Consider the following 25,121-nt stretch of genomic DNA (forward strand, 5'->3'; position numbering starts at 1 on the left):
CGAAGCGACCGCTCACAGAAGTGATAGTCCCAAGTTCTAAGAATAGAGTCGCTTTGGGTTTACTAGGCAAATTTCGCAGCGACACTCTTGGGGACGAATTCGGTTATGTCTCCCCCGAGTGATGCAACTTCCTTGATCAGCGATGAAGAAACGTACTGATACTCCGGGTCTCCGAGAATGAATACGGTTTCAACGCCGGTGAGGTGGCGGTTCATGGAGGCCATCGGGGTTTCGAATTCGAAGTCCTGGCTGTTGCGTAGCCCTTTGAGGATGGCGCGCGCCCCTTTGCGAGCGCAGTATTCGGCTAGTAGCCCGTCCCCCATGGGTTCCACTGTGATGCCGCTGATCGCTGAGACCTGGTCGCGGATCATTTGGACGCGTTCTTCTTCGCTGAAACGGTATTTCTTTGCCGGATTCGTGGAGACGGCAACGATGACCTCATCGAAGAGTGAGGCCGCACGCATGAAGACCTCTAGATGGCCCTTATGGACAGGGTCGAAGGACCCTGGGCATACAACACGAGTCATGTGAACACTGTTTCATATTTTTCTGGGAACGTCGTCGAATTCGTACGGTTTGGGATGCATTCACAGGTTGTGGCGCGCAGCTATGCGCAGCGGCGTCCGTGTATGGGCTCGGTACTGTATAAGCATGGCCAGCATCAATGAGACCAGCACGAATACTTCAAACCCGGGCCAGCAGCCCCGCTTCTCTTCGATTCCTGCCTCACCCTCGATTGCGCCGTGGTTCCAGGGGGCGCGGCGAGCGCGTCTGGCGGGGGCTCATGGGCTGAAGAAAACTATCTTCGAGGAGGTTTCGGATCTTGCTGGGCTGCATGAGGCGGTGAATTTAGGTCAGGGTATTCCGGATAACGATGCGCCTGATGAGATCGTGGATATCGCTCAGCAGATGCTTGCGCGTGGTCATCATCAGTACGCTCCGGCAGCCGGTGTCCAGGATTTGAGGGTTGCGATCGCTGAGCATCAGCAGTCCTGGTATCGGGTGACGGTGGATCCGGATGCGCAGGTTGTTGTGACCTCAGGTGCTACGGAAGCTATCGCTGCGGCTGTGCTCGCGTTTACTCGTCCGGGCGATAACGTCGTGACTTTCGAGCCGTTTTATGACGCCTATGCGGCGTTGACTGGTTTTGCCCGGGTTGAATTGCGGACTGTCCCGATGGTTTTTGACGCTCAGACGGGCTCTTTTCAGCCGGATTGTGAGGCTTTGGCTCAGGCGGTGGATCAGAACACCCGCATGATCATCGTGAATGATCCGCATAACCCGACCGGATCGGTGTTTAGTCCGGACTCCCGCAAAGCGATCGTTAAGGCTGCTATTGAGGCTTCTGCTTTGATCCTCTCTGACGAGGTCTATGAGCACCTGGTCTATAACCAAAAAGGCGATGAGCGTCTGGGGCTTGCCAATGGTTTTGTGCCGTTTGCTCACACGCCTGGGGCGTGGGAGCGAACCATCTCGGTTTCTTCTGCCGGGAAGACGTTCTCTTTGACGGGGTGGAAGGTCGGGTGGGCTACTGGCCCGGCTCAGTTGATCGATGCGTTGCGTACCGTCAAGCAGTATCTGACGTTCTCTACCGGCCCGATGTTCCAGCCGGCGATCGCTCATGGTTTGCGTTTGCCGCGCGAGTTCTTCACCCGCCGTGCTGTGCAGCTGGGTGAGAAAGTCAATGTATTGGTCGATGCGCTTGAAGACGCTGGCGCGAAGGTTGTGCGGCCACGTGGTGGATATTTCGTGCTGGCCGATATGGCGCCGTTGGGTATTGAGGATGCGACCGAGCTCGCTCAGGTGTTGCCTGAGAAGGCCGGTGTAGCTGCGGTTCCGGTCAGCGCCTTCACGACGCCTGAGTTTGAGGGCCGTTTCGCTTCATACTTGCGTTTTGCCGCTTGCAAGGACCAAGCGAGCGTTGAGGAGGGCGCGAAACGGTTGCGTGCCTCGCTTGCTGATGTTGCGCAGGCGGTAGCGGGTGAAAGCGCTGGCCGGTGATCATGAGCGGAGTACATAACGCCGATGAGGCGTCAAACGTGAATGAACACCCTGATACTTCGCGTCCGAGTGGGTCTCAGTTCCTTGGTAGCGAGGTTCTCAGTTCGGGGGCGGTAGCTGCTTGGTGGCGTTCCCCGTGGATCCCGGGCGGGTTGACCTTAGATATCGATGGGGCCGAACAGTCCACGGTTTTCCCGGATGATCAGTCGCGGCTTCTCTACGACTACCTTCAGTGGATGCAGGCCGCCCTCCAGCTGTGGACCCCACGCGGCGCCGGAGCAGCACGCGGCACCGGAGAATCGGACGGCGCTGGAACATCGCAAAGCACTGCTTTCCGCGCTGGAACCTATATTCACTTAGGCGGCGGAGGTTTGTCTTTGCCGCGGGCCCTTGCCGTAGCGGAGCCAGCCAGCAGGCACATCGTGGTGGATTTAGATCCTGACTTGATCGATACGGTCTTGGCGAAGGTTCCGTTCCCGGGCACCAACGCTCCGCACGTGATCGCCGGCGATGTGCGGGATGCCCTGCCTCGCGCGGTAGAGGTCGCCGGAGTTGCCGATGCTCTCGTGCTTGATATCTCGATCGAGCCTGATTCGCCAGCTCGCCTGTTCGATCCGGGGTTTATGACCGAAATGTTCGATGCGGTAGTCCCCGGCGGGCTTGTTCTCATCAACATCGGCGACGAGCCGGGTCTTGAGGCGACCCGCCGGATGGCTGACTCACTCAAGGCCGCCGGAGCTAGCTATTTCGTTGCCGCTGATTCCTCGATGTTCTCTCTCACGATGCCCGGCAACGTCGTGCTTGGTGCGCGGCGTTCACCCGCCCCGTTCACCGCCGAGGAGTTAGCCGCCCTCCACGCGGCAGGCCCGCGGCCAGGTACCGTGCTGAGCCCCGGTGAACTCGCCGCGGTGTTCGCAGGCCAGGCCCAATGATCCCCGCTACACGGACACGAACACATGAAACCGAACAGATGAAAACAACCGGGCAGCAACCTCAGGAGGATAAGTGAGCCGCATCATCGCAGGGGTCGCCGGCGGCCGAAGACTCACAAGCGTGCCCGGCCACGACACCCGCCCGACCACCGACCGCGTCAAAGAGGCCCTGTTCTCCCGCCTGGACTCTTGGGACGTCATCGCTGGCGCCCGCGTACTTGACCTCTTCGCCGGATCCGGAGCGCTCGGACTCGAGAGCTTATCGCGCGGAGCCCACAACGCGATCCTCGTGGATCACGCCCGCCCCGCCATCCAAGCCCTACGCGCCAACGCCACACTCATCAACAAGGAACTCAGCAACACAGCTCCCGTCAGCAACACAGCGCCCATCAGCAACACAGCGCCCATAAACAGCCCAGCGCCTGTCAATAGCACAGCGCCTGGGAAGGGCTGCGCGTTCGGAGCCAGGGTTGAGCAGGCGAAGGCGGCAACGTTCCTCGCCAACTACTCGGGCGTCTCGTTTACGCTCGTCTTCCTCGACCCTCCCTACCCCATGAGCACTGAGGAGGTGGATGAGCTTCTAGCCGCACTTGTGCCCCACCTGGCTCCCGATGCGGTCGTGTGCCTCGAGAGAGCCTCCAGCTCGCCTGCCCCACAGTGGCCGGACGGCCTTTCAGCGCTCAAGCCACGCCGCTATGGGGAAACCACCCTGTATTTCGCCGAAACACCAGTAGCCGAAACCCCATAACCGCTCCAGAAGGCTTAGGAGCGTTGCAGATAGGCCGCGCTTTCGGAGTCTTCGAGTTCAGCCACGAGCCGCGCGAGTTCGGGGTGAGCCGCGCGCCAACCCGGCGCGACGATGCCGTGGGCGTCTTCGCGGGCCGCTTGGATCACATCGGCGTCCCTCATGACGCGTAGGAGGTTGAGCGTCGATTTCCCGCCCGACTGGCTTTGCCCCAGAATGTCGCCTTCACGGCGCAGTTTGACATCCTCCTCGGCGAGCGCAAAGCCGTCTGTGGTGGATGCGACTGTCTCGAGCCGTTCGACTGAGGGGTGTTGGTGTTCGAGGTTGGTTACCAAGAGGCAGGTTCCGGGCAGGTTTCCGCGCCCGATGCGTCCTCGTAGCTGGTGGAGTTGGGAGATGCCGAAGGCGTCGGCGTCGATGATCGCCATGACGGTGGCGTTGGGGACGTCCACTCCTACCTCGATCACTGTGGTCGCGAGCAGGACATCGCTGCGGTGGTTTTCAAAGTCGTCCATGGCTTGTGCTTTGTCGGCTGGGTCCATTCCGCCGTGGAGGACTCCGATGCGCACGTCCTTGAGGGCTGGGTGTCCCGCGAGTACTTCGTACATGGTTTCTAGCGGGGTCCGTTGCGTGTGGTTCTCTTGGGCTTGGACCTCTAGCGGAAGCATCCCTTCTTCGGGAGCAACTGTTGCTGCAGCGGAGCTAGGTTGTCCAGCGGAGCCAGGTTGCCCAGGAGAGTCGGCTGGTTCGTTGTGGTATTGGTCTTCGCTGGCTGTGATGCGTGGAACCACTACGTAGGCTTGGTGGCCTTGAGCTACTTCGTCGCGGATCAGGGTGAAGATGCGTTCCTTCCAGGCCGGCAAGGCCAGCGGCACCACGAATGTTTTGACTTCGGCGCGTCCGGCTGGCAAGCCTTTGAGCGTCGAAACATCGACGTCCCCGAACACTGTCATCGCGATCGTTCGCGGGATCGGGGTTGCGGTCATGACTAGCATGTGCGGTGTCGCCCCTGCACCGTCGCGTAGTTTATCGCGTTGTTCGACACCGAAGCGGTGCTGTTCATCGACCACCACGAGCCCGAGCTCAGCGAACTGCACGTGATCAGAGATCAAGGCGTGTGTGCCCACTACGATGCCTGCTTGCCCTGAAGCGGCAGCTAGCAGGGTTTCACGTTTCTGGGCGGTCTTGAGCGAGCCTGTCAGCAATTCAACCCGGGTTGCGGTCTCTGGGGCACCCAGCTCACCGGCCCGTGCCAGCTCCCCTAGCATCGAACGCAGTGTTGCGGCATGTTGTTGGGTCAGAACTTCAGTGGGCGCCATGAACGCGGCCTGCCCGCCCGCATCGACCACTTGGAGCATCGCACGCAGAGCAACCAGTGTTTTACCCGAGCCGACGTCGCCTTGGACCAGCCGGTTCATCGGATGCGAGCGTGCGAGGTCTGATGCGATCTGCTCCCCTACCTCGACCTGTCCCGGGGTCAGCATGAAGGGTAGCGCTGCGTCGAAAGCCTCCAACAGGCCGCCTGTATGCTTGGGCCGTGGGACGGCGGTCTGCCCGGCGAGTGCCGCTTTGCGGTCGGCGAGGAATGTTTGTAGGACGAGGGCTTCTTGGAATACGAAGCGTTGCCGTGCCCGGTAGGCGGCTTGTAGGTTTTCGGGTTGGTGGATGGCTCGTAGCGCGGACACACGGTCTGGTAGCCGGTGGTGGGTGCGTAGTGGTGTGGGGATAGGGTCGGTGAAGGTTTCGGGGTCGATGCGCTCGAGTAGTTTCGCTTGGAGTGTGCGCATGCGGATCTGCCCGATTTTGCCTTTGAGCGGGTAGATCGGGAAGGGTTTAGCTTCGGCTTCTTGGTCTTCTCCGAGCAGTGTGTATTCGGGGTGTGAGAGTTGCAGTGCGCCTTTATATGCGGTGACTTTGCCGCTGAAGACGGCGCGTGTGCCTGGTGTGAGTTGTTGGGCGGCGAGGTAGCCGTTGAAGAAGGTCATGGGCATGAGTCCGCCGTCTTGTTCGGATTCGACTTCGATCTCGAGGAGGAATCCTTTGCGGCGGTGCATGCGGCGTTGGTGTGCGTGGATGACTCTGGCGGCTACGGTCACGTCTTCGCCGAGCGGGAGGTCGCGGACGGCCGTGAGCTCTCCTACGTCGAGGTAGCGGCGGGGGATGTGGGCGAGCATGTCTGCGACGGTGTTGAAACCGAAGGCTTTCTGGATCGCTTGGGCATCACGCTTGCCCAGCGCCTCGATCAGTGGTGTGTCTGGGGTCAAGGTTGCTGCGGTTGCTGTGGTGGCTGCGCTTGCTGCGGTTGCTGTAGTGGCTGAGGGCTCGGCTGAGGCTGTGGCACCTGGCTGAGGGTTTGTTTCGGCGGTCATCGGTGGTTTATCCCAGCGTGGTTGCAGCCTTGAGAGCTCTGCCCTGCCGTGTGTGGGCGTGTTGAGTTGTGTTCGGCTAGGTGTTGTAGCGGCGTGACTGCGATGTCGGTGGGTTCCCCGGCTTTGCTGATGATCTCTAGCGCGGTTGTTTCGGTGGGGACGTGCACGTGCACCCTCCAGGAAAGTGTGTGCTCGCTGGTTGCAGCCTTCTGGCTCGGGTTGGCGTGGTTGTAGCCGCGGTACTCCGGATCGTGCTCTGAGACCGGTTCCATGGCGGACATGACAACGGAGTCCCCTACCGCATCGAGCGCGGCACGCATCAGGGCAGCATCGAGTGCCGATGCGGTCACGGTGCATACAACTTCCACACCATCGGCCGCTTCAACCTGTTCAATGCGGATCTCGCCTTGGTCATGATAGCCGGGCAAGTCACGATAAGGCTCTGGGTCAACGGCGGTGTGTGTGACTGCGGCGAGCAAACAGTTCAGGATGATCGCGAAACCGACCGCGCCGGCATCCACGACCGCAACATCAGTGAGGTCTTTCAACCGGGCCTGTGTGTGCTCGGCTTCCCTCAACGCGGCCCGCCACGCCTCCTCGAGGGTTCCTATCAGCGCGGCAGGTTCGGTCTCGGGCCCGGTGAGCTGGCGCTTGCACTGTGGGACGGTGCGCTGTGGCACGGTGCCCTGTGGGACGGACTGTTTCTGGTGGCCGCGTTGTTTCTGTTGGCTGGCTCGTGCTCTGGCGGCATCACTTGCGGCTTCCATGACTGACAAGATGGTTCCGCCCACAGGCTCAGACAACGCGGCCCACGCCCGTAACCGTCCAGCTTCGAGACTCTCGGCGAGCGCCGGCGCGGTGAGGGTCGTGATTCCTGCGAGGGATTCACCCATCCCGAGTAGAAACACTGAGACGAGGGATCCTGAGTTTCCTTGGGCTGAGCCGAGCGCTTGCCGGGCAGCAGTTGCGAGGTGGTGCCCGAGGTCCCCGGTAGGTTCAGCCTCGGTGATGGCCTGGTGCACGGTGCGCATCGTCGCTACAAGGTTCGTTCCGGTGTCACCGTCTGGGACTGGGAAGACGTTGATCGCGTTGAGGGATTCCTGTTGCTTGGTTAGCTCGGTGACGCTGAGGCTCAGCCAGTCTTGGAGCCCTGAAAAGTCCGCGCGGATTGCCTGCGTCACCGTGCCCTCCCTCTCACTCATCCACCATTGGTTCAGAATACTTATTTAGCTAATCCGTGGCGAGTCATGAAATCCTCCATGCCGCCTTCTCGCATCGCTTTAGAGAATTCGTTGATCACGTCCATGTCCGGGACCACGATGGATTGGCCGTCAGCGCTGGTGCCCACGCCTTTATTCGGCAGGGTCATGAAGTGGAAGTCGTTGGCTCTCACACCCGGCATGGTGATCCCAAGCTGCATGAGTTTCCATCCGGTGAGGGTCTCGTCGCGGGTCATATAGGGCGCCATTGCGCCTACCGTGTTGGTTGTCTTGACCGGGTTGATCAAGGTTTGCGGGCTCAGCATTTTAGTGAAGATGACTTTCACAAGCTGCTGCTGGTTCTTCACACGCTGATAGTCGCCGTCCTTGAAGGCGTAACGCTCGCGGACAAACCACAATGCTTGCTTGCCGTTGACGTCCATGCGGCCTTTATAGTGGGTGCCTGCTTTATCGAAGGGCTGTGGAACATCGATCGTGACCCCGCCCAGCGCATCGACCATCCCTTCGAATCCGGAGAAGTCGATGGTCATGACGTGATCGATAGGAACGTTGAACAGGTTCTCTAGGGTTGCCACGGTCAAGGGCATCTTGCCCATCGCGTAGGCGGCGTTGATCTTCGCCTCACCGTGATTCGGGATGTTCACCCACGTATCACGCATGATCGAGGTGACATAGACCCCGTGCCTATCGGATGGGATGTGCATCAGCATCATCGTGTCCGTACGGCCGGAATCGTTCTGACCGCCGCGGGAATCGTTACCGAGCAGAAGAATGTTGACGGACCTATCCCCTGGCCCGTGTTGCGGCCGCTGCCCTTGCGGGAACGCCTCCGCCACCGGAATCGCGTGGGACTCGTTGAACTTCGCGGCAAGCACCGCCGCATAGACACCCAGCAAACCCAGAACAACAAGGACGATCGTGAGCAGCGAAATCAGGAACTTCTTGCCCCCGCTCTTCTTCTTTCGCGGCTTGCGCTGCGGCGGATACGGCTGCTGCCCCGGCTGTTGATACGGCTGACCAAGCTGCTGATACTGCTGGTTGGCCGGGTACGGCTGCCCCTGTTGGTATGGCTGGGCAGGCTGATACGGCTGGGCAGGTTGGGAATAGCCATATCCTTGTTCCCCTCCGTACCCTGAACCGGATCCGTAGCTTGAGCGCCCCGAGGAGGTCGCGCTGAACTCATCGCCCCATTGACCATTGTCGTACCGGTCGTCGTCATACCGGTCAGGGTCGACGTTGAATCTCCGGTCGCTCATCGGCGGTCTCCTACCTCGTTCAATGCGCATCTGATGTGCACAGTACAACTGTCTTACAGGAAAGCTTAGAGCCGCACCCTGCAGATAAACTGAAGATATGCGTGCTTTTCCCGTGTTCTCTCAGCCTTCTAGGCCTGTTCAGCCTCGCATCACACTCCGTTGTCGTGGACGCAAGGCCGCTATCGCCACTGTACTGAGTATTGGCGCAACCCTCACCTTGAGCGGTTGTAGCGAACCGGTCGAGGTCGCTCCCGCAGAGAACGCAGCAGATGCCCGATGCTCACAGGTCATGATCACCTTGCCACAAGAGATCTCAGGGCAGCCTAAACGGAAAACCACGAGCCAGTCGACTGCCGCGTGGGGTTCACCGGCTTCAGCGATCCTCAAATGCGGTGAGATTGCGCCCGCCGTCACCTCAGACAGGTGTTCCACTTTGGATGAGGTGGATTGGACCGCGCGTGAGAACAATGACGGTACATGGACGATCGCAACCTACGGCCGTGAACCGTACATCACCATCACGATCGACACGGCACGCATCTCTTCCTCCGATGTCGCAGTTGCGGTCTCTGATGCCGTGAAGAACAACAAAGCAACCAAACGCTGCACCTCAGCCCGCGACCTCAACCTCGAAGCGCCTGAGGACGCGGACGAGGACGTGGTCAGCGAAGGCAAGAAGAACGGCTAACGCAGTAACCCCGGCTGCCGCTCAAGGGCAAGGGTGATCAGCTCGGTGATCAGATCTTCGTACGGCAAACCACTTGCCGCCCACAGTTGCGGATACATGCTAATCGGGGTGAAGCCTGGCATCGTGTTGATCTCGTTGATGATCCATTCGCCGGCTTCATCCAAGAAGAAGTCCACGCGTGAGGGGCCTTCGCAACCGAGTGCGTCATAAGCGATGATCGCGTGTTCCTTGAGGGATGTAGCCTGCTCCTCGCTCAGCTGTGCAGGGGCTTCGGTGCGTGCGTTGTCATCGGCCAGGTATTTCGATTCGTAGTCATACAGGTCAGCTGCGGCCTCATCGACCACAACCTCACCGCCCACCGAGGCACGTGTCGGCTCGCCTCGGCGCCCTTCTAAGGCAGCGCACTCAATCTCACGCCCTGTGATGCCCTGCTCGATCAATACCTTCGGGTCATGCATCCGGGCTTCCTCGATCGCAAGGCTCAAATCCTCACGATCATCCACACGCACAACACCTTGCGAAGAGCCTGCCCGCGCAGGCTTCACAAACAACGGAAGCTCAAGGGAGTCACACCGGTCTAAGCAACTTTGAGGGTCCGCATCCCATTCACGGTTGGTGACCACCTGATAAGGCCCCACACGCAAGCCAGCTGCGTTGAAAGCCATCTTCATCAGATGCTTATCCATACCCACAGCAGAAGCCGCAACACCCGAGCCCACATATGGGACCCCGATCAGCTCCAGCAGGCCCTGAACCGTGCCATCCTCGCCATATGGACCATGTAACAGCGGGAACACAACGTCGATACCGGTGAGCATCTTGACCATCTCACCTGGTTGGGCATCCGTGACCAGACGCGCCGCCGCATCGGGGCTGTCCGAGCGCATGAGCCGCACCGGCTGGCCTTGAGGCTCAACCATCGGTTCAACACCGCCGTCGAAGGAATACGTCAGAACCTGCTGCGGCGCAACCAGCGTCCATACGCCGTCCTGGGTGACACCCACTGGAATCACGGTGAAACGATCCGTATCGATCGCACGCAAAACTCCGGCCGCGGTCACACACGAAACCGAATGTTCGCTCGACTGGCCACCGAAAAGGAGCAAAACCTTCCGTTGAGGCGTTGACACTGGTTACGCTCCTTCCGATTTCAGATCCCGGTCCAACAGCAGCTTAGGCATCTTCACCACCGGCTCGGATCCATCCAGAACCATCGAAGCCGCCGCAGCGATCGGCATATCAACACCGTTTTCGTGAGCAAGTTCCAAAACAGCCGAGCAGCTCTTGACGCCTTCTGCCACCTGGGTCATCTTCGAGATCACCTGCTCCATGCTCAGCCCCTGACCAAACAGACGCCCAGCAGTGTAGTTTCGGGACAACGATGAGGCGCACGTAGCCACGAGATCCCCCATACCGGCAAGCCCCGACATCGTCTCCGCTTTACCGCCAAGAGCCACAGCCAAACGAGTGGTTTCTGCAAGCCCGCGGGTAATCACGGTGGCCTTCGTGTTATCCCCCATACCCATGCCATCGCACATACCCACCGCGAGCGCGATAATGTTCTTCACGATCCCGCCGATCTCAGCGCCAATCACGTCCCGGTTGGTGTAGGGACGGAAGTATGGGGCGGTGCAGGCCTTCGCGACGGCGTCAGCGGTCTCAGTGACAGCGCACGCAACCACCGAGGCGGTGGGTTCTTCACGCGCGATCTCGCGAGCAAGGTTAGGGCCGGAGAGGACCACAAGCTTGTCTTGCCTGGTTCCCAGAACTTCCTGAACCACCTGAGTCATGCGCAGACCCGTGCCTCGTTCCAGGCCCTTCATCAACGAAACGATGATCGCCTCAGACGGGATGTGCTCCACCCATTGGGTGAGCTGCTCCCGCAAGGTTTGAGCCGGTACAGCGAGAACCACCATGTCCGCACCAGCAAGTGCCGCTCCCGGATCCGAGGTTGCGGTGACATTGAGCGGCAACATCAATTCACCGAGGTAGCCGCTGTTCGTGTGTTTGGTCGCGATCTCTTGGGCCACCTCGTCACGACGGGCCCATAACGTTACGGTCGCTTCCGGGTTGGCGTCAGCCAAAACTTTGGCGAACGTGGTCCCCCACGAGCCTGAACCCATCACGGTGAGATTCTTCACGCGTATGCCTCCAACGCTGTGTTCTCTTCTGAAGCGTCTACTGCGCGGTGTCTACTGCGGGGTATCTACTGCGCGGTTTCACCGCTTTTCTACCAGTCTTCTTGCTCACGGCGGCGGCGCTTTTCTTCTTCGCGCTGCTTGAGCTGTTCATCGTTATCGGCCGTAGGATTCCACGGCGCTTCCGGGGGTTCTTCACCGCGCAAGTCAGAGACCAGGTACGTCATGTGTTTCATAATGCGGGTGGTTGCCTCGTCCAGCACCGAGCGGGTCATTGGTCCGCTACGCAGGTCATCGAGGTCAATCTCCGAACCTGCCATGACCACGGTCGCTTTCCGCGGGAACAGCTTGAGCCTGCGTGGTTTGCCGCCCAAAAGTTCCTGATCCCCCCAGTGGACAACAGGGACCACTGGTGCGTTGGTTTTCAGTGCGAGCCGAGCCGCACCCGTGCGGGCCTGCATAGGCCACTTATCCGGGTCTTGGGTCAAGGTCCCTTCCGGATAGATGATGATCACACCGCCGCGTCCGATCACTTCAGCTGCCGCTTCGAGCGAGAGCTTGGCACCCGGCCCTCCGCGTTCTACCGGGATCTGGCCGGTCGCTTTCAGAACGCGGCCAACCAGTGGGATCTTGAACAGCGGTGACTTCGCGAGGAAACGCGGAAGCAATCCCTGCACATATACCGATTCGGCAATGATGAGCGGGTCAAGTTCACTGATGTGGTTCGCAACGATGATCGAGCCCGGTTTGATCGAACCCATACCAACCCAGGTTCGGCGCAACAACAGCGCCAGGGCAGGGCGTACGAAAGCTGCGGCGGTCCCGAAAGTGATGCGTGCGGCGAGGGTTTCGTTAGATCCCTTCCGCGCCATCACGCTTGTTCCTTCAGCTCGATATCGGCACCTAGGCCACGCAACTTATCGGTGAAGTGTTCATAGCCGCGGTTGATGAGGTCGATGCCGGTGGCATTCGACACGCCTTCGGCTGCCAGCGCTGCAATCACGTGGGAGAATCCACCCCGCAGATCCGGGATCACAAAGTCAGCGCCCTTGAGATTGGACTTACCGGTGATCACCGCGGAATGCAGGAAGTCACGGTTGCCGAAGCGGCACGGCAGAGATCCGAGGCACTGGCGGTGCAGCTGAATCGTTGCACCCATGCGCTTGAGCGCGTCAGTGAAGCCGAAACGGTTCTCATACACCGTCTCGTGCACAATCGAGACACCCGTGGCCTGGGTCAGAGCCACTACAAGCGGCTGTTGCCAGTCCGTCATGAAACCAGGGTGCACATCGGTCTCTACGACGAGGGGGTTGAGGTCACCGCTGGGGTGGAAGAACCGGATCCCTTCGCTCTGGACTTCGAATTCGCCACCGAGGCGGCGGTAGCAGTTCAGGAACGCGGACAAGTCTTTCTGGTCCGCGCCCTTCACGAGGATGTCTCCCCCGGTCGCTAGGGCAGCGGAAGCCCACGATGCGCCCTCATTGCGGTCTGGTAGCGCGGTGTGGTCGTAGGCGCGCAGCGATTCGACGCCTTCGATCACGAGGGTGCGTTCGCCGCGCAGGTCGATGATCGCGCCCATCTTCTGCAGAACAGAGATGAGGTCTTGAATCTCAGGTTCAACCGCCGCGTTCTTCAGCTCGGTGATACCCTGGGCGCGCACCGCGGTCAAGAGAACCTGCTCGGTCGCTCCAACGGAAGGATACGGCAGCTCGACTTTGGCGCCGTAGAGGCCGTTGCGAGCGGAAATGCTGATCCCGTTCGGAGCCTTTTCAACCACAGCGCCGAATTCGCGCAGAACCTGCAAGTGGTAGTCGATCGGGCGATCGCCGATGCGGCAGCCACCCAGGTCCGGGATGAAGGCTTCCCCGATCGTATGCATGAGCGGGCCGCAGAACAGGATCGGGATGCGCGAGTCCCCTGCGAAGGCATCGATTTCGGCGCTCGAGGCAGTCTTGGCGCCCGAGGGGTCCATCACGAGCTCGCCCTTGTCGTGATCGATATCGACCGTCACGCCGTGCAGGCGCAACAGGCCAGCTACCACGTCGACGTCCCTGATCTGAGGGACGTTGCGCAGAATCGATTTCCCACTACCCAGCAAGGACGCGACCATCGCCTTTGGCACCAGATTCTTGGCACCACGTACCGTCACCTCACCAGTGAGTGGGCGGCCACCATTAATGGACAGGACCTTGGTCGTCACGCTTTAGCTTTCCTTGTCATCAGCGGGCAGTGGTTAAGCACGGGATGACCCCGTTAGTTCCTCACCATCATATAGGTCAGGGCGTGTGGCATGGAAAAGCTAATCCCCAGCCACATGCATTGAGTGATTCATAATCTCACATCTGCAAGTGACTGGGGATTCAGACTGGCAATGCTATGAAAACGAACAGGAGATTCAATCCTGCAGCACAGCCTGGAGTCCGTTTTAAGAGCGGGCTGGGAGTGTGGTTGGTTTGAACGATGGACGGCGTGCTTCGTATTCAGCGATCGCCTCTTCTTGGCGCAGCGAAAGGTCGATATCGTCGAGGCCTTCAGCGAGACGCCACGCGGTATCGGAGTCGACATAGAAGCCCACGGTCAACGAGCCCGCGGTGATGGTGCGGTTCGGAAGGTCGACCGTGATGTCCATCCCAGGGTTTTGCTCAACTTGCTTCCACAGCAGTTCAACGTCAGATTGCTCAACTTGTGCCGTGAGTAGGCCCTGCTTGCCGGAGTTTCCGCGGAAGATATCGGCGAAACGCGATGAGATCACTACCCGGAAGCCGTAGTCTTTGAGCGCCCACACGGCGTGCTCGCGTGAGGATCCGGTACCGAAGTCCGCGCCGGCGATCAGAACGCTGCCATTCTTATACGGCTCTTGGTTCAGGATGAACTCCGGGTCTTGCCGCCAGCGGGCAAACAGCGCGTCATCGAAGCCGGTTTTGGTGATGCGTTTGAGGTAGACCGCCGGGATGATCTGGTCGGTGTCGACGTTGGATGCTCGCAGTGGCACGGCAACGCCGGTGTGTGTGCTGAATTTCTCCATGATGAATGTCCTTCTCTACCAGCGTGCGGTTATGCAGAGGCCGTTGCGGCGTGGTTTTCGATGATGTCCGATGGCGAGGACAGTGTGCCTCGGACCGCGGTTGCCGCTGCTACGAGCGGGGACACGAGGTGTGTTCGCCCACCTTTACCCTGGCGGCCTTCGAAGTTGCGGTTGGAGGTCGATGCGCAGCGCTCGCCTTCGGAGAGCTGGTCTGGATTCATGCCCAGGCACATTGAGCAACCGGCAAAGCGCCATTCGGCACCGAAGTCCTTGAAAACCTGATCCAGGCCTTCGGCTTCTGCTTCAAGCCGCACGCGTGCGGACCCGGGAACCACGATCATGCGTACGTTCGGGTCTTTTTCTTGCCCGCGGATCACATCCGCCGCGGCCCTGAGGTCTTCCATGCGGGAGTTGGTGCAAGAGCCTAAGAATACTGTATCTACGCGGATGTCTTTCATTCGGGTTCCGGCTTCCAGCCCCATGTATTCAAGCGCGCGTTGGGCTGCAGCTTTCTCGTTCTCGTCACCGTATTCTTCTGGGTGCGGAACCACGTCGTTGAGCGAAACGCCCTGGCCCGGGTTGGTGCCCCAGGTTACGAAGGGTTCGAGCTCGTCAGCGTCGAGGAACACTTCTGCATCGAATGTCGCGTCATCGTCGGTGCGCAGGGTCTTCCAGTATTCGACCGCGGCATCCCATTCTTCGCCTTGTGGGGCGTGTGGGCGGCCCTTGATGTAGTCGAAGGTTGTCTGGTCTGGGGCGATCATGCCCGCACGCGCGCCGGCTTCGATCGACATGTTGCACATCGTCATGCGGGCTTCCATCGAAAGCTGCTCGATCGCAGAGCCGCGGTATTCCAGCACGTAGCCCTGCCCGCCACCGGTACCGATCTTGGCGATCACCGCGAGGATGATGTCTTTCGAGGTCACGCCTGGGCGCAGGGTTCCTTCAACGTTGATCGCCATGGTCTTGAACGGCTTGAGCGGCAGCGTCTGGGTTGCCATGACGTGTTCGACTTCCGAGGTTCCGATGCCGAAGGCCAGCGCACCGAACGCGCCGTGGGTTGATGTGTGGGAGTCACCGCACACGATCGTCATACCGGGCTGAGTGAGGCCCAGCTGTGGGCCAACGACGTGCACAATGCCTTGTTCTTTATCGCCCAGCGAGTGCAAGCGGACACCGAATTCCTTGCAGTTAGCGCGCAAAGTTTCGATCTGCTTTGCGGAGATCGGGTCTTGGATGGGCCGGTCGATCTCCAGGGTTGGGGTGTTGTGGTCCTCGGTCGCGATGGTCAGGTCAGGCCGGCGTAGCTTTCGGCCCGCTAGGCGCAGGCCTTCGAAAGCCTGCGGCGAGGTGACCTCGTGCACGAGGTGTAGGTCGATGTAGAGCAAATCAGGGCGGCGGTCGAGGCCTTCACCCTCGCCTCGAGCTACGACGTGGTCTTCCCACACCTTCTCTGCCAAGGTGCGCGCGGCTCCTGTGCTCGACATGTCGTTCTTCCCTTCTGAGTGCTGTGCGTTCCCAGTCACGATGTTCTCAGCTGTGATGGTCTCAGTCACGATGCTCACAGCTGCGATGCTTGCTGTGATCGCGGCGTGTGTTCACGACCACGCTAACATCAGACTATTCCACATTCTGATCTTGTGTCTCAAAGATTGAGACGTTATGGTTTCTAGCATGTCACAAAACAGTGGTGTGGGCGTCATCGATAAAGCGACGATGATCCTTGATGCCCTCGAGTCTGGACCTGCAAGCCTCGCGGACCTCGTGGAAGCGACCCACCTCGCCCGGCCAACAGCCCACCGGCTCGCCCAAGCCCTGGTTCATCACGGCCTTGTGACCAAAGACCTTCACGGCAGGTTCGTCCTCGGCCCACGTCTATCTGAGCTAGCGGCCGCCGCAGGTCAAGACCGGCTTGTCTCCGCATCGCGCCCAGCTCTACAGCGCTTGCGGGAACTCACTAACGAAAGCACCCAGGTTTTCAAACGCCAAGGCGATCTGCGTGTATGCATTGCCTCCGCAGAGCGCCCCACTGGCCTACGCGACACTATCCCGGTGGGTACGCAACTGTCCATGGCCGCAGGTTCGGCTGCCCAGATCTTGCTCGCGTGGGAGGATCAGGCCCGCATCGTGCAGGGTCTTGAAGGGGCGCGGTTCACTGCGCATGACCTCGCGCGCGTCAAGAAGCGCGGCTGGGCACAGTCCGTGGGAGAACGCGAACGCGGTGTGGCCTCCGTGTCCGCGCCGATCTTCAGCCCGACCGGGAAGGTTGTGGCCGCGCTTTCGATGTCCGGGCCTGTTCAACGCATCAGCAATGACCCGGGGAAACGCTACGGAAGCATCGTCGCGCAAGTCGCTCATGATCTCAGCGCCTCAATCGCGGTCTAGGTTTGCAATCTAGGTTCTCAGTCTAAGTTCGCAGCGCTCGCTCCTTGAGGGCTCGTACTACTTAGGGCTTATCTGTCGAATAGTGATCGAAACCTAGGTTTTCATCCAGGCGCTGCCCCTCCAGATAAATCCCAGACTGCCGGCCTGCCTGGTTCAGCTGTGTAACCTCGCCGATTCGTACGGTGCTGACGCCCGGTAGCTGAGGCAACTCCGTTCCGGCGGGCACGGTGAATAAGAGGTTGAACTCCTCTCCTCCGTAGAGAACGTTGTGGCGCGCTTCTGCGCTCTGCAGGGCCCACGCTTGCCCCAGCTGTGCCGCCATCCGTTCAATAGCTGCCTCATCCAGGACCATGTCTACCCCGCTGGCTTCGGCGATGCGCGTGGCGTCCCGCACTAGACCGTCGGAAACGTCGATGCCGGCGATGCGGTGGCCAGCTGCAGCTAGTGCTGGTCCGAGCTCCAGCGGCGGGGTGGGCATGAAGTGCGCCTCGAGAGCGCGAGCCAATTCGTCTTCGTCAGGCTGAGCGTGCTGCCCCGGCACGTGCTCTAGGTAAGGCTCTTGTTGCGTTCTGGAGTCCAGGAGCCGGTTCAGGGCTGTGCCGGATGTGCCTGGCAGCCTGCCGGCGATATAGAGCTGATCCCCTGGCTGGGCCGCGTTGCGGACGATGGGCCGGGCCTTACTATCGAGTTCCCCGACCGCAGTGATCGTAATGGAGATCGCTTCAGCGGCGGATACATCCCCGCCGATCAGCTCCACACCTTCCGCCCCGAGTACCTCGCAAGCTTGCCGCATGCCAGCAGCGAATTCGCTGGGCCAGCTCGCCGCAACATTCTTCGAGAGTGACAGGGACATCAGAAGAAAACGGGCCCGCCCACCCATCGCGTTAATATCGGAAAGGTTCTGCGCCGCGCACTTGAAACCAAGTAGCCGCGGGGATGTTTCGGCACCGCTGGGCCACGCCTGCATAAAGTCTTGGCCTTCAACCGAGGTATCCATCGTCAAGACCAGGCGCGCGTTTGCGGCGAGTACGGCGGCGTCATCGCCGTTACCAACAAGCACTGCTCCGCGACCCCGAGCCTCATCAGGGCCTTGGACCGCTGAGTTCACGGAGCCCGCTGAGCTAGCGTTGGGCGCGAAGGCGCGGTTGATGGAGGCGATGATGGCTGCCTCACCTAATCCACTGACGGTCCCCACCGGTTTCCCTTTCTGCGCACGATTCTGCACCCGTTTCTGCGCACATTTCTGCGCACGTGAATGAGTCACTAGCCAGATTAGGGTATAAAAAATCCCGGTGATGCGATCACCGGGATTTTTCTTGCGTGACCCCAGCGGGATTCGAACCCGCGTTACCGCCGTGAGAGGGCGGCGTACTAGGCCGCTATACGATGGGGCCGCTTTCGCGACACGCTACGCAGATCCTCAATGAATCTGCATCACATATTGAATTAGTGAACCGTGTGTTGCGACGTGACCCCAGCGGGATTCGAACCCGCGTTACCGCCGTGAGAGGGCGGCGTACTAGGCCGCTATACGATGGGGCCAAATGCTACTCCCCATCTCTTTAACCCACTGCTTGCCAGAACAAGTACGTGTGGGGTTTAAGGGGAATCGCTGATCTCTTCTGCCGTGAGGGCTACCCGCTTCCATAACAGCGGTGAGATCTTCGCTGGGATACCAGGACTCGAACCTAGAATAACTGAACCAGAATCAGTCGTGTTGCCAATTACACCATATCCCAATGTGCACTACAGCGTAGCACGATCAATATGAATTCTCATATTCAATTATGCTTACCCGGTTTTGCGAATCAGTATTCTCAAACTGCTAGCATTCACCGAGTGTTTTTCGTTGCGATCAAATGTTTTCTCGCGACGGCATGCGATTGTCTAGCCTACCCGAGACGAGGGAGGAAACCAAATCGGCTTCCTCCCTCGTGTCGAACGCCACATTAACGCCGGGTTTACTCCGCGTGGTTCTCGCGGAATGCACGCAGCCGCGCCAGGGTTGATTCTTTACCCAGAATTTCGAGGGATTCGAACAGTGGCGGGGACACCCGATGCCCGGAAACAGCGGTGCGGACCGGGCCGAACGCTAGGCGTGGCTTGAGCCCAAGGCCATCAATGAGGCTTTCCCGCAGGGCTTGCTCGATGTTGTCTACCGTGAACTCGGAGACCTTCTCGAGCGCGTCCGCTGCAACGTCGATGACCTCGCCCAGGTTCTCTGGCATGCGCTTGAGGGCGTCGTCATCCATCGTGATCTCAGCGTCTGGCTTGAACAGGAAGTCCAGCATCTTAGGCGCCTCGCCCAACAGTTGCATGCGTTCCTGGACCAGAGGCGCCGCCGCTTCAAGGATGCGCTGTTCGTCTTGTGTCAGCGGGTCCGAGACAAGCTCAGCGTTTCGCAGGTACGGGATCAAACGTTCAATGAAAACTTCAGGCGAAAGCCTACGGATGTGCGTTCCGTTGATGGCTTCGGCTTTCTTGACATCAAAGCGGGCAGGGTTGGGCTGTACATCCTTGATGTCAAAGGCCTTGACCATCTCCTCCGTCGTGAAGATGTCCTCATCCCCGGAGATCGCCCACCCCAGCAACGCGAGATAGTTGACGAGGCCTTCCTTGATGAAGCCGGCGTCGCGCAGGTTGAACAGCGATGATTCCGGGTCACGCTTGGACAGCTTCTTATTGCCCTGCCCCATGACGTATGGCATGTGGCCGAAACGCGGCAGGTATTCAGCGATCCCCAGCTCAATCAGCGCGCGGTAGAGCGCGATCTGACGTGGGGTCGAGGACAAGATATCTTCGCCGCGCAGAACGTGCGTGACACCCATGAGCGCGTCATCAACCGGGTTGACCAGCGTATACAGAGGCGCGCCGTTGGCGCGGGCCACCACGAAGTCAGGAACCGAACCGGCTGGGAACGTGATCTCACCGCGGATGAGGTCCTCGAACGTAATGTCCTCGTCCGGCATCCGCAGACGGAACACGGGCTTGCGGCCCTCGTCACGGAAGGCTTGCTTCTGTTCCTCGGTGAGGTCGCGATCGTAGTTGTCATAGCCTAACTGGACGTCCTGCCCAGCTGCCTGGCGGCGTGCCTTGACTTCCTCCGGGGTCGAGAAGTCCTCATACACGTATCCGCCGTCAATCAGCTTGCGCAGAATATCAGCGTAAATATCCATGCGCTGGGACTGGCGGTACGGTTCTTGCGGCCCGCCCACTCGGATGCCTTCGTCCCAGTCGATCCCGAGCCATTCCATCGCGTCGATGACCTGGTTGAAAGACTCTTCAGAGTCACGCGCGGCATCCGTGTCCTCGATGCGGAAAATCAAGGTTCCGCCCGTGTGACGCGCATAAGCCCAGTTGAACAGGGCGGTACGGACCATACCGACGTGCGGGGTGCCGGTGGGCGAAGGGCAGAAACGAACGCGAACAGGAGTTGAATCGGAAACCGTAGGAAGCGACGCAGTAAAGCTCATGATCCTTTATCTTAGTAGGTCGTTATCAACGATGAGGGCAACCAACGATGAAGACAAGCACCGAAGCGAGGCAAGCACCGATGCGGGGCCGCCAACCGTGCGGTTGCCGGCTACATCACGCGATTCGATAGCGTGCCGATGCCTTCGATGGTGACCTCAACGGTCTGCCCCTCCTGCAGCAGCCCAACGCCTGCCGGGGTTCCGGTGAGCAGCACATCGCCTGGAAGCAGCGTGAACGCTTCGGAGGCTTGCGCGATCAGGCCCGCGACCTGGGTCAGCATGTCACGGGTATTGCCGTCTTGGACCGTCTTGCCATCCACTGTGGTGGTGATCACCAACGCATCAGGGTCCACTTCGGTCTCGATCCACGGACCCAATGGAACCGACCCGTCAAAGCCTTTAGCACGGGACCATTGACCATCGTTGCGTTGGGCGTCCCTCGCGGTGAGGTCATTGGCGATCGTGTACCCGAACACGACCTCGTGGGCGTTCTCCGGCGGGACGTCTTTACAGATCCGGCCGATCACAACAGCGAGCTCCCCCTCGTAGGAGATCTCATCGGAGAAATCCGGGAACCGGATGGGCTCTCCCGGCCCCAAAACCGCGGTGTTCGGGATCAGGAACATGACTGGCCGGGCGGGGGCTTCCCCACCCATCTCGCGGGCGTGTTCGGCATAGTTTTTGCCGAAACCCACAACCTTGGAACGCGGGATTATCGGCGCGACCAAACGCACATCATCTAATGCGTGCACGGTCTGGGTTGGCTGGACGCCGTGGAAGAACGGGTCACCAGCTAGCTCGATAACCTGCTCGTCTTCCACGAGTCCATAGAACGGATCATCATCAATGACACAACGGGCAATACGCATGAAACCAGCCTACTGGGTCTACTGGAGCTCAGTTGGGTGCGGGGATGTCAAGGGGCTGCGCGGTCAGGCGAGCTGGTGCAGCCATCCGCGTGTGTCATCGACCGCACCGGTCTGTACACCGAGGAGGTCGTGACGGATTGTTGCCCACACGCCATCGTGCTTCACTTCCGGCATCGTGAGGGTCATGTCACGGCCGCGTAGCTGCGAGATCGGTGTGATGACTGCGGCGGTTCCGCACGCGAATACTTCATCGAGGGTTCCTTCATCGAGGCGCTGTTTCCACTCACCGAGTGTGAAGGTGCGTTCCTCGACAGCCAGGCCCTTCTCTTGTGCGAGCTCAAGCACTGAGGAGCGCGTTATGCCGTGTAGGATTGTGCCGTCCAACGCTGGGGTGACTAGAGTCTTGCCGTTATCGATCACGAAGAACACGTTCATGCCGCCGAGTTCCTGGACCGCGTGATCGTTTGTTGGGTCGGTGAAGATGACCTGTTGGCACTCGTTGGCCTCAGCTTCGAGTTGGGCGATGAGCGAGGCCGCATAGTTGCCGCCGCACTTGGCTTCGCCGGTACCTCCGTGACCTGCGCGGGCATAGGTTTCAGAGAGCCAAATCTGAACCGGTTTAAGCTCGCCGCCAAAGTAGTTACCGGCAGGTGAGGCGATCACGCGGAACTCATAACGATGCGATGGCCGCACCCCCAGGAACGCTTCGGTTGCGATCATGAACGGTCGCAAGTACAGCGATTCGCCGTCACCGTCTGGGATCCACGCCTCATCAGCGCTCACAAGTTCCTTGATCGCCTGCAGGAAGACGTCTACCGGCAGTTCGGGCATTCCCAAACGGACCGCTGAGCGGTTCAGACGGCGTGAGTTGGATTCGGGACGGAAGCTGTACGCGCCGCCGTCCTTGTGGCGGTAGGCTTTGAGCCCTTCGAAGATTTCTTGGCCGTAGTGCAGAACAGCGGCGGCCGGGTTAAGTGTGACCGGGCCATATGGAACTACCCGCGCGCTGTGCCAGCCCTTGTCAATATCCCAGTCGATAATGACTTGGTGGTCCGTGTAGTGGGTTCCGAAACCTGGGTCTTGCAGGATCTTTGAGCGTTCCTCGTCCGAGGTCGGGTTGATCGTGAGCGTGCGGGTGAATTCCACTGTTGTGCTCCAGTTCCGATACGTTTCGCCGCTCTTGGTGGCGGCTCGTGATGTGTTTGTGCGGCGACACAGACGCTGAGTCTGCATGCACCTCTAGGTAACCCTAGTCCCGCGCCTACCCTATGCGGTAGAGCAAGACCGATGATGGGAGTTTGAGGCCGCGCTATGCGCTCAGTTGCGCGATGATCGCATCGCCGATTTCGGTTGTGGCTCGCTGCGGCGCGGCGGGCGCATCAACGAGTGCCGCGAGGTCGCGTTCGACTGCCGCTTCGATCGCGTCGGCTTGCTCGCATAGCCCTACGTGGCGCAACAGGAGTGCACCGGAGAGGATCGCGGCGGTCGGGTCTGCGATGTTCTTTCCTGCGATGTCTGGCGCGGATCCGTGGACTGGCTCGAACATCGACGGCGCGGTTCCATCCACGTTGATGTTGCCGGAGGAGGCGAGCCCGATGCCGCCGGTGACGGCTCCTGCGAGGTCGGTGAGGATGTCGCCAAAGAGGTTATCGGTCACGATCACGTCAAAGCGGGCTGGGTCTGTGACCATGAAGATGGTTGCCGCGTCGACGTGCAGGTAGTCCACGATGACGTCTGGATAGTTGGTGGCTTCTTCGTTGACGATGCGGTTCCAGAGCTTGCCGGCGTTGACCAAAACATTGTGTTTGTGGACCAGCGTGAGCTTCTTGCGGCGTGCGTTGGCGCGTTGGAAGGCGTCGCGGACTACGCGGCGGACGCCGTGGGCCGTGTTGATGGATACTTCGGTTGCGATCTCGTGCTCGGTTCCCGTTTTGAATTGGCCGCCGTTACCTGCATAGAGGCCTTCGGTTCCTTCGCGGACCACAACAAAGTCGATCTGGCCGGGTTCGCTCAGTGGGCTCACGGAGCCTGGGAAGAGCCTGGATGGGCGCAGGTTCACGGCGTGATCGAAGGCGAATCGAAGCTTGAGCAGGATCTCGCGCTCGAGGATGCCTGATGGGATCCGTTCATCGTTGGGGGCGGCACCTACCGCGCCGAAGAGGATCGCTTGGTGCTCACGGAGTTGCTCGAGGGTTTCCGTGGTGAGGGTTTCTCCGGTTTCGAGCCAGTGCTCGGCGCCGAGGTTGTATTCGGTGGTCGCTACGTCAACATCGGTGTTCTCCAGCGATGCCATGATGACTCTGAGGGCTTGGCTAACAACTTCGGGGCCGATGCCGTCGCCGGGGATCACTGCCAAATCAAGTGTGCGCGTCATGGTTTCCACCATACGCCCTCGTCCACAATATGAGCCAACATCCCACTATGTGGGACGCGTTTATGACAGCCTCGGCACAGCACGGCTATGCACCCAAGCACCGTCGCTCCGTGGCGCCACCGCGACTCATACCTGAGTCGCAGTCAAAAGTGCCTTTTACTCACTAGAGTGAGGTGTATGACCCAGACCCCTAGCACTCGCCCAGGCAGGATAAGGCGCACGGAAACCTGGATCCGCACCCACCCGGTGAGGATCGATATAATGCAAGCCACCGGCATGGCCCTGATCATCAGTTTCATGTTCTGGGTAGCAGGTCCTATCGTGCTGGGGCCGCACTTGCCAGACCAAGATTCGGGTAATTATTATGAGGGCGCGCTTGCGTTGCCATTTTGGCCGAAGTTCCCCTATCCCGTGCGTCAAGGCACCATACTTCTGGTGGGGCTGGCGTTGTGCGTCGCGTGGGCTATTCGCCGTTATAACCCGGGTGCTGCGCTGATAACCGCGGTGATCGCATGCCTTGTCCAGGTGTGCGTTGTCGCCGACGCGAAACCCACGCTGATCCTCGTGCCGCTCATTATTTATTCTTCTGCCGCGCATGGGAGCCGCTGGGTCTCGAACGCGGCTTTAGTGGCAGGGCTTCTCGGCTCCGTTTTAGCGATCATATTCTTTTTAGCGCACGATGAAGAGTATTTGAAAGCCGCTGACTACGTGGCCGCGCTGATTGGGCATTGGCTCGTCGTGGCGGTCGCGTGGCTTCTCGGTCGGCTCTCTTTTGAACGGCGGGCACGCGTGGAGACCGAAAAGCTGCGCATGAAGAGGCTTATCGACGAGCAGATCAGGGAGCGTGAATTCGCTGCAGCGGATGAGCGGCGTCGTATTGCTCGGGAGATGCACGATGTGGTGGCTCATTCGCTCTCGGTCATCGTGACGCAGGCAGACGGCGGCAGGTACGCGGCCGTACAGCGTCCGGAAGTAGCGTGCGAGGTTTTGGAGACGATCTCTCAAACGGGGCGTGAAGCGTTGACCGAGATGCGCTCTCTGTTGGGTGTTTTGAGGGATGAGGGCGATGAGGCCCGCAGAGCCCCCGCCCCTGGTTTTGATCGGCTTGATGAACTCGCCTACACCGCGAGCGCGAGTGGCATTGAGACATCGATTGAGTGGAAGCATTCCCCTGCCGGTACCTTGCCTCCCGGTGCTGAGTTGGCGGTGTATCGGATTGTTCAAGAGGCGTTGACGAATGTTCGTAAGCACGCGGTTGCGCCTACGCGTACGGATGTTGTTTTGACGTGGATGGCCGGTGGGCTTGCGGTGACGGTGGCCAATGATTCGCAGGTGCGGGGCGATTCGGCGCAGCATCATTCGACACAGGGCGATTCGGCACAGCATCATTCGGTGGCAGATGCTTCGGGGGCGCAGCGTCCGGTGACTGTTGGGGTTGCTGCCGCGTTGCCCTCGAGTGGGCGAGGGCAGGTTGGTATGCGTGAGCGGGCTGAGCTGTATGGGGGTAAGGTTGCTTTCTCGGTTTTGCCTGGGGGCTATCAGGTGTATGCGTTCATCCCGTATGCCTCGGATGAGCTTGCTAGTGCGTGAGCACGCGATCCTTGAATCAGTAAATCGTTAGGTATGAAAGTGATTGAGCCGAGCTT

General features: G+C 59.9%; 21 protein-coding genes and 3 tRNA genes. 6 read left to right on the forward strand and 18 right to left on the reverse strand.

Annotated features, from left to right (window positions below; all coding sequences use genetic code 11):
- Window positions 1-62: 62 nt before the first annotated feature.
- Complete coding sequence (coaD, locus tag MHJ63_RS06165; protein WP_239446510.1) at window positions 63-527, reverse strand: pantetheine-phosphate adenylyltransferase; 465 nt, start codon at window positions 525-527, stop codon at window positions 63-65.
- A gap of 124 nt (window positions 528-651) precedes the next feature.
- Here coaD and MHJ63_RS06170 point away from each other — a divergent pair, with 124 nt between their 5' ends.
- The 3 genes from MHJ63_RS06170 to MHJ63_RS06180 all read left to right on the forward strand — a co-directional run bounded on the left by MHJ63_RS06170 (window position 652) and on the right by MHJ63_RS06180 (window position 3,681).
- Entirely contained in the window at window positions 652-2,001 is a 1,350-nt protein-coding gene (locus MHJ63_RS06170; protein ID WP_239446511.1) for an aminotransferase class I/II-fold pyridoxal phosphate-dependent enzyme, read from the forward strand.
- 2 nt (window positions 2,002-2,003) lie between these two features.
- Window positions 2,004-2,933, forward strand: coding sequence for a spermidine synthase (locus MHJ63_RS06175; protein ID WP_239446512.1), 930 nt, complete (start codon window positions 2,004-2,006; stop codon window positions 2,931-2,933).
- Between the two features lie 73 nt (window positions 2,934-3,006).
- Complete coding sequence (locus tag MHJ63_RS06180) at window positions 3,007-3,681, forward strand: RsmD family RNA methyltransferase (protein ID WP_035757188.1); 675 nt, start codon at window positions 3,007-3,009, stop codon at window positions 3,679-3,681.
- 14 nt (window positions 3,682-3,695) lie between these two features.
- Here the strand turns inward: MHJ63_RS06180 and MHJ63_RS06185 are convergent, their stop codons facing one another.
- The 3 genes from MHJ63_RS06185 to MHJ63_RS09945 are packed head-to-tail and all read right to left on the reverse strand — an operon-like array spanning window position 3,696 to window position 8,523.
- A complete protein-coding gene (locus MHJ63_RS06185) occupies window positions 3,696-6,047 on the reverse strand; it encodes an ATP-dependent DNA helicase RecG (protein ID WP_239446513.1) in 2,352 nt (783 codons plus the stop codon).
- Window positions 6,044-7,228, reverse strand: a complete 1,185-nt coding sequence (locus tag MHJ63_RS06190) for a DAK2 domain-containing protein (protein WP_239446514.1) — start codon at window positions 7,226-7,228, stop codon at window positions 6,044-6,046. The genes MHJ63_RS06185 and MHJ63_RS06190 overlap by 4 nt, the downstream gene beginning before the upstream one ends.
- A 41-nt stretch (window positions 7,229-7,269) precedes the next feature.
- Window positions 7,270-8,523: an LCP family protein gene (locus MHJ63_RS09945; RefSeq protein WP_275436027.1), complete on the reverse strand. Its 1,254-nt coding sequence runs from the start codon at window positions 8,521-8,523 to the stop codon at window positions 7,270-7,272.
- A 97-nt stretch (window positions 8,524-8,620) separates the two neighbouring features.
- Here MHJ63_RS09945 and MHJ63_RS06205 point away from each other — a divergent pair, with 97 nt between their 5' ends.
- Complete coding sequence (locus tag MHJ63_RS06205) at window positions 8,621-9,211, forward strand: DUF3515 family protein (protein ID WP_083289342.1); 591 nt, start codon at window positions 8,621-8,623, stop codon at window positions 9,209-9,211.
- Here MHJ63_RS06205 and MHJ63_RS06210 read toward each other — a convergent pair.
- The 6 genes from MHJ63_RS06210 to leuC form a co-directional block, all read right to left on the reverse strand.
- Entirely contained in the window at window positions 9,208-10,341 is a 1,134-nt protein-coding gene (locus MHJ63_RS06210; protein ID WP_035757189.1) for a D-alanine--D-alanine ligase family protein, read from the reverse strand. The genes MHJ63_RS06205 and MHJ63_RS06210 overlap by 4 nt on opposite strands.
- 3 nt (window positions 10,342-10,344) lie before the next feature.
- Entirely contained in the window at window positions 10,345-11,352 is a 1,008-nt protein-coding gene (locus MHJ63_RS06215; protein WP_269634099.1) for an NAD(P)H-dependent glycerol-3-phosphate dehydrogenase, read from the reverse strand.
- Between the two features lie 89 nt (window positions 11,353-11,441).
- Window positions 11,442-12,221 carry a lysophospholipid acyltransferase family protein gene (locus MHJ63_RS06220; protein ID WP_239446549.1) on the reverse strand — a complete coding sequence of 260 codons (780 nt, stop codon included), beginning with the start codon at window positions 12,219-12,221 and terminating at the stop codon, window positions 11,442-11,444.
- Complete coding sequence (gene murA / locus MHJ63_RS06225) at window positions 12,221-13,549, reverse strand: UDP-N-acetylglucosamine 1-carboxyvinyltransferase (RefSeq protein ID WP_035757195.1); 1,329 nt, start codon at window positions 13,547-13,549, stop codon at window positions 12,221-12,223. Before murA ends, MHJ63_RS06220 begins: the two co-directional genes overlap by 1 nt.
- Window positions 13,550-13,774: 225 nt before the next feature.
- The gene (gene leuD / locus MHJ63_RS06230) at window positions 13,775-14,374 is read right to left on the reverse strand and encodes a 3-isopropylmalate dehydratase small subunit (RefSeq protein ID WP_035757197.1); all 600 of its coding nucleotides are present in this window, start codon (window positions 14,372-14,374) and stop codon (window positions 13,775-13,777) included.
- A gap of 29 nt (window positions 14,375-14,403) precedes the next feature.
- Window positions 14,404-15,861 (reverse strand): 3-isopropylmalate dehydratase large subunit, encoded by a 1,458-nt coding sequence (leuC, locus tag MHJ63_RS06235; protein WP_035757251.1) that lies wholly within the window; start codon window positions 15,859-15,861, stop codon window positions 14,404-14,406.
- Between the two features lie 187 nt (window positions 15,862-16,048).
- Between leuC and MHJ63_RS06240 the strand changes: the two genes are divergently transcribed.
- Window positions 16,049-16,759: an IclR family transcriptional regulator gene (locus MHJ63_RS06240; protein WP_239446515.1), complete on the forward strand. Its 711-nt coding sequence runs from the start codon at window positions 16,049-16,051 to the stop codon at window positions 16,757-16,759.
- Between the two features lie 61 nt (window positions 16,760-16,820).
- On the opposite strand, the gene thiL is transcribed toward MHJ63_RS06240, so the two are convergent.
- From thiL to MHJ63_RS06280, 8 genes are all read right to left on the reverse strand, one after another.
- Window positions 16,821-17,954, reverse strand: coding sequence for a thiamine-phosphate kinase (gene thiL / locus MHJ63_RS06245; protein ID WP_239446516.1), 1,134 nt, complete (start codon window positions 17,952-17,954; stop codon window positions 16,821-16,823).
- Between the two features lie 126 nt (window positions 17,955-18,080).
- A tRNA-Glu gene (locus tag MHJ63_RS06250) sits at window positions 18,081-18,153 on the reverse strand.
- 75 nt (window positions 18,154-18,228) lie between these two features.
- Window positions 18,229-18,301, reverse strand: a tRNA-Glu gene (locus MHJ63_RS06255).
- Window positions 18,302-18,426: 125 nt separating this feature from the next.
- Window positions 18,427-18,498 (reverse strand) — tRNA-Gln (locus MHJ63_RS06260).
- Window positions 18,499-18,720: 222 nt separating this feature from the next.
- Window positions 18,721-20,232, reverse strand: a complete 1,512-nt coding sequence (gltX, locus tag MHJ63_RS06265) for a glutamate--tRNA ligase (protein WP_035757199.1) — start codon at window positions 20,230-20,232, stop codon at window positions 18,721-18,723.
- A 110-nt stretch (window positions 20,233-20,342) separates the two neighbouring features.
- The gene (locus MHJ63_RS06270; RefSeq protein ID WP_239446517.1) at window positions 20,343-21,101 is read right to left on the reverse strand and encodes a fumarylacetoacetate hydrolase family protein; all 759 of its coding nucleotides are present in this window, start codon (window positions 21,099-21,101) and stop codon (window positions 20,343-20,345) included.
- 63 nt (window positions 21,102-21,164) lie between these two features.
- A complete protein-coding gene (locus tag MHJ63_RS06275) occupies window positions 21,165-22,247 on the reverse strand; it encodes a branched-chain amino acid aminotransferase (RefSeq protein WP_239446518.1) in 1,083 nt (360 codons plus the stop codon).
- A 163-nt stretch (window positions 22,248-22,410) separates the two neighbouring features.
- Window positions 22,411-23,475, reverse strand: coding sequence for a 3-isopropylmalate dehydrogenase (locus MHJ63_RS06280; protein WP_239446519.1), 1,065 nt, complete (start codon window positions 23,473-23,475; stop codon window positions 22,411-22,413).
- Window positions 23,476-23,652: 177 nt separating this feature from the next.
- On the opposite strand from MHJ63_RS06280, the gene MHJ63_RS06285 reads away from it, so the two are divergent.
- On the forward strand, window positions 23,653-25,065 hold the full coding sequence (locus MHJ63_RS06285) for a sensor histidine kinase (RefSeq protein WP_420876136.1): 1,413 nt from the start codon (window positions 23,653-23,655) through the stop codon (window positions 25,063-25,065).
- The last annotated feature ends 56 nt before the right edge of the window (window positions 25,066-25,121 follow it).

It is taken from the genome of Pseudoglutamicibacter albus, assembly GCF_022346425.1.
Classification (GTDB): Bacteria; Actinomycetota; Actinomycetes; order Actinomycetales; family Micrococcaceae; genus Pseudoglutamicibacter; species Pseudoglutamicibacter albus.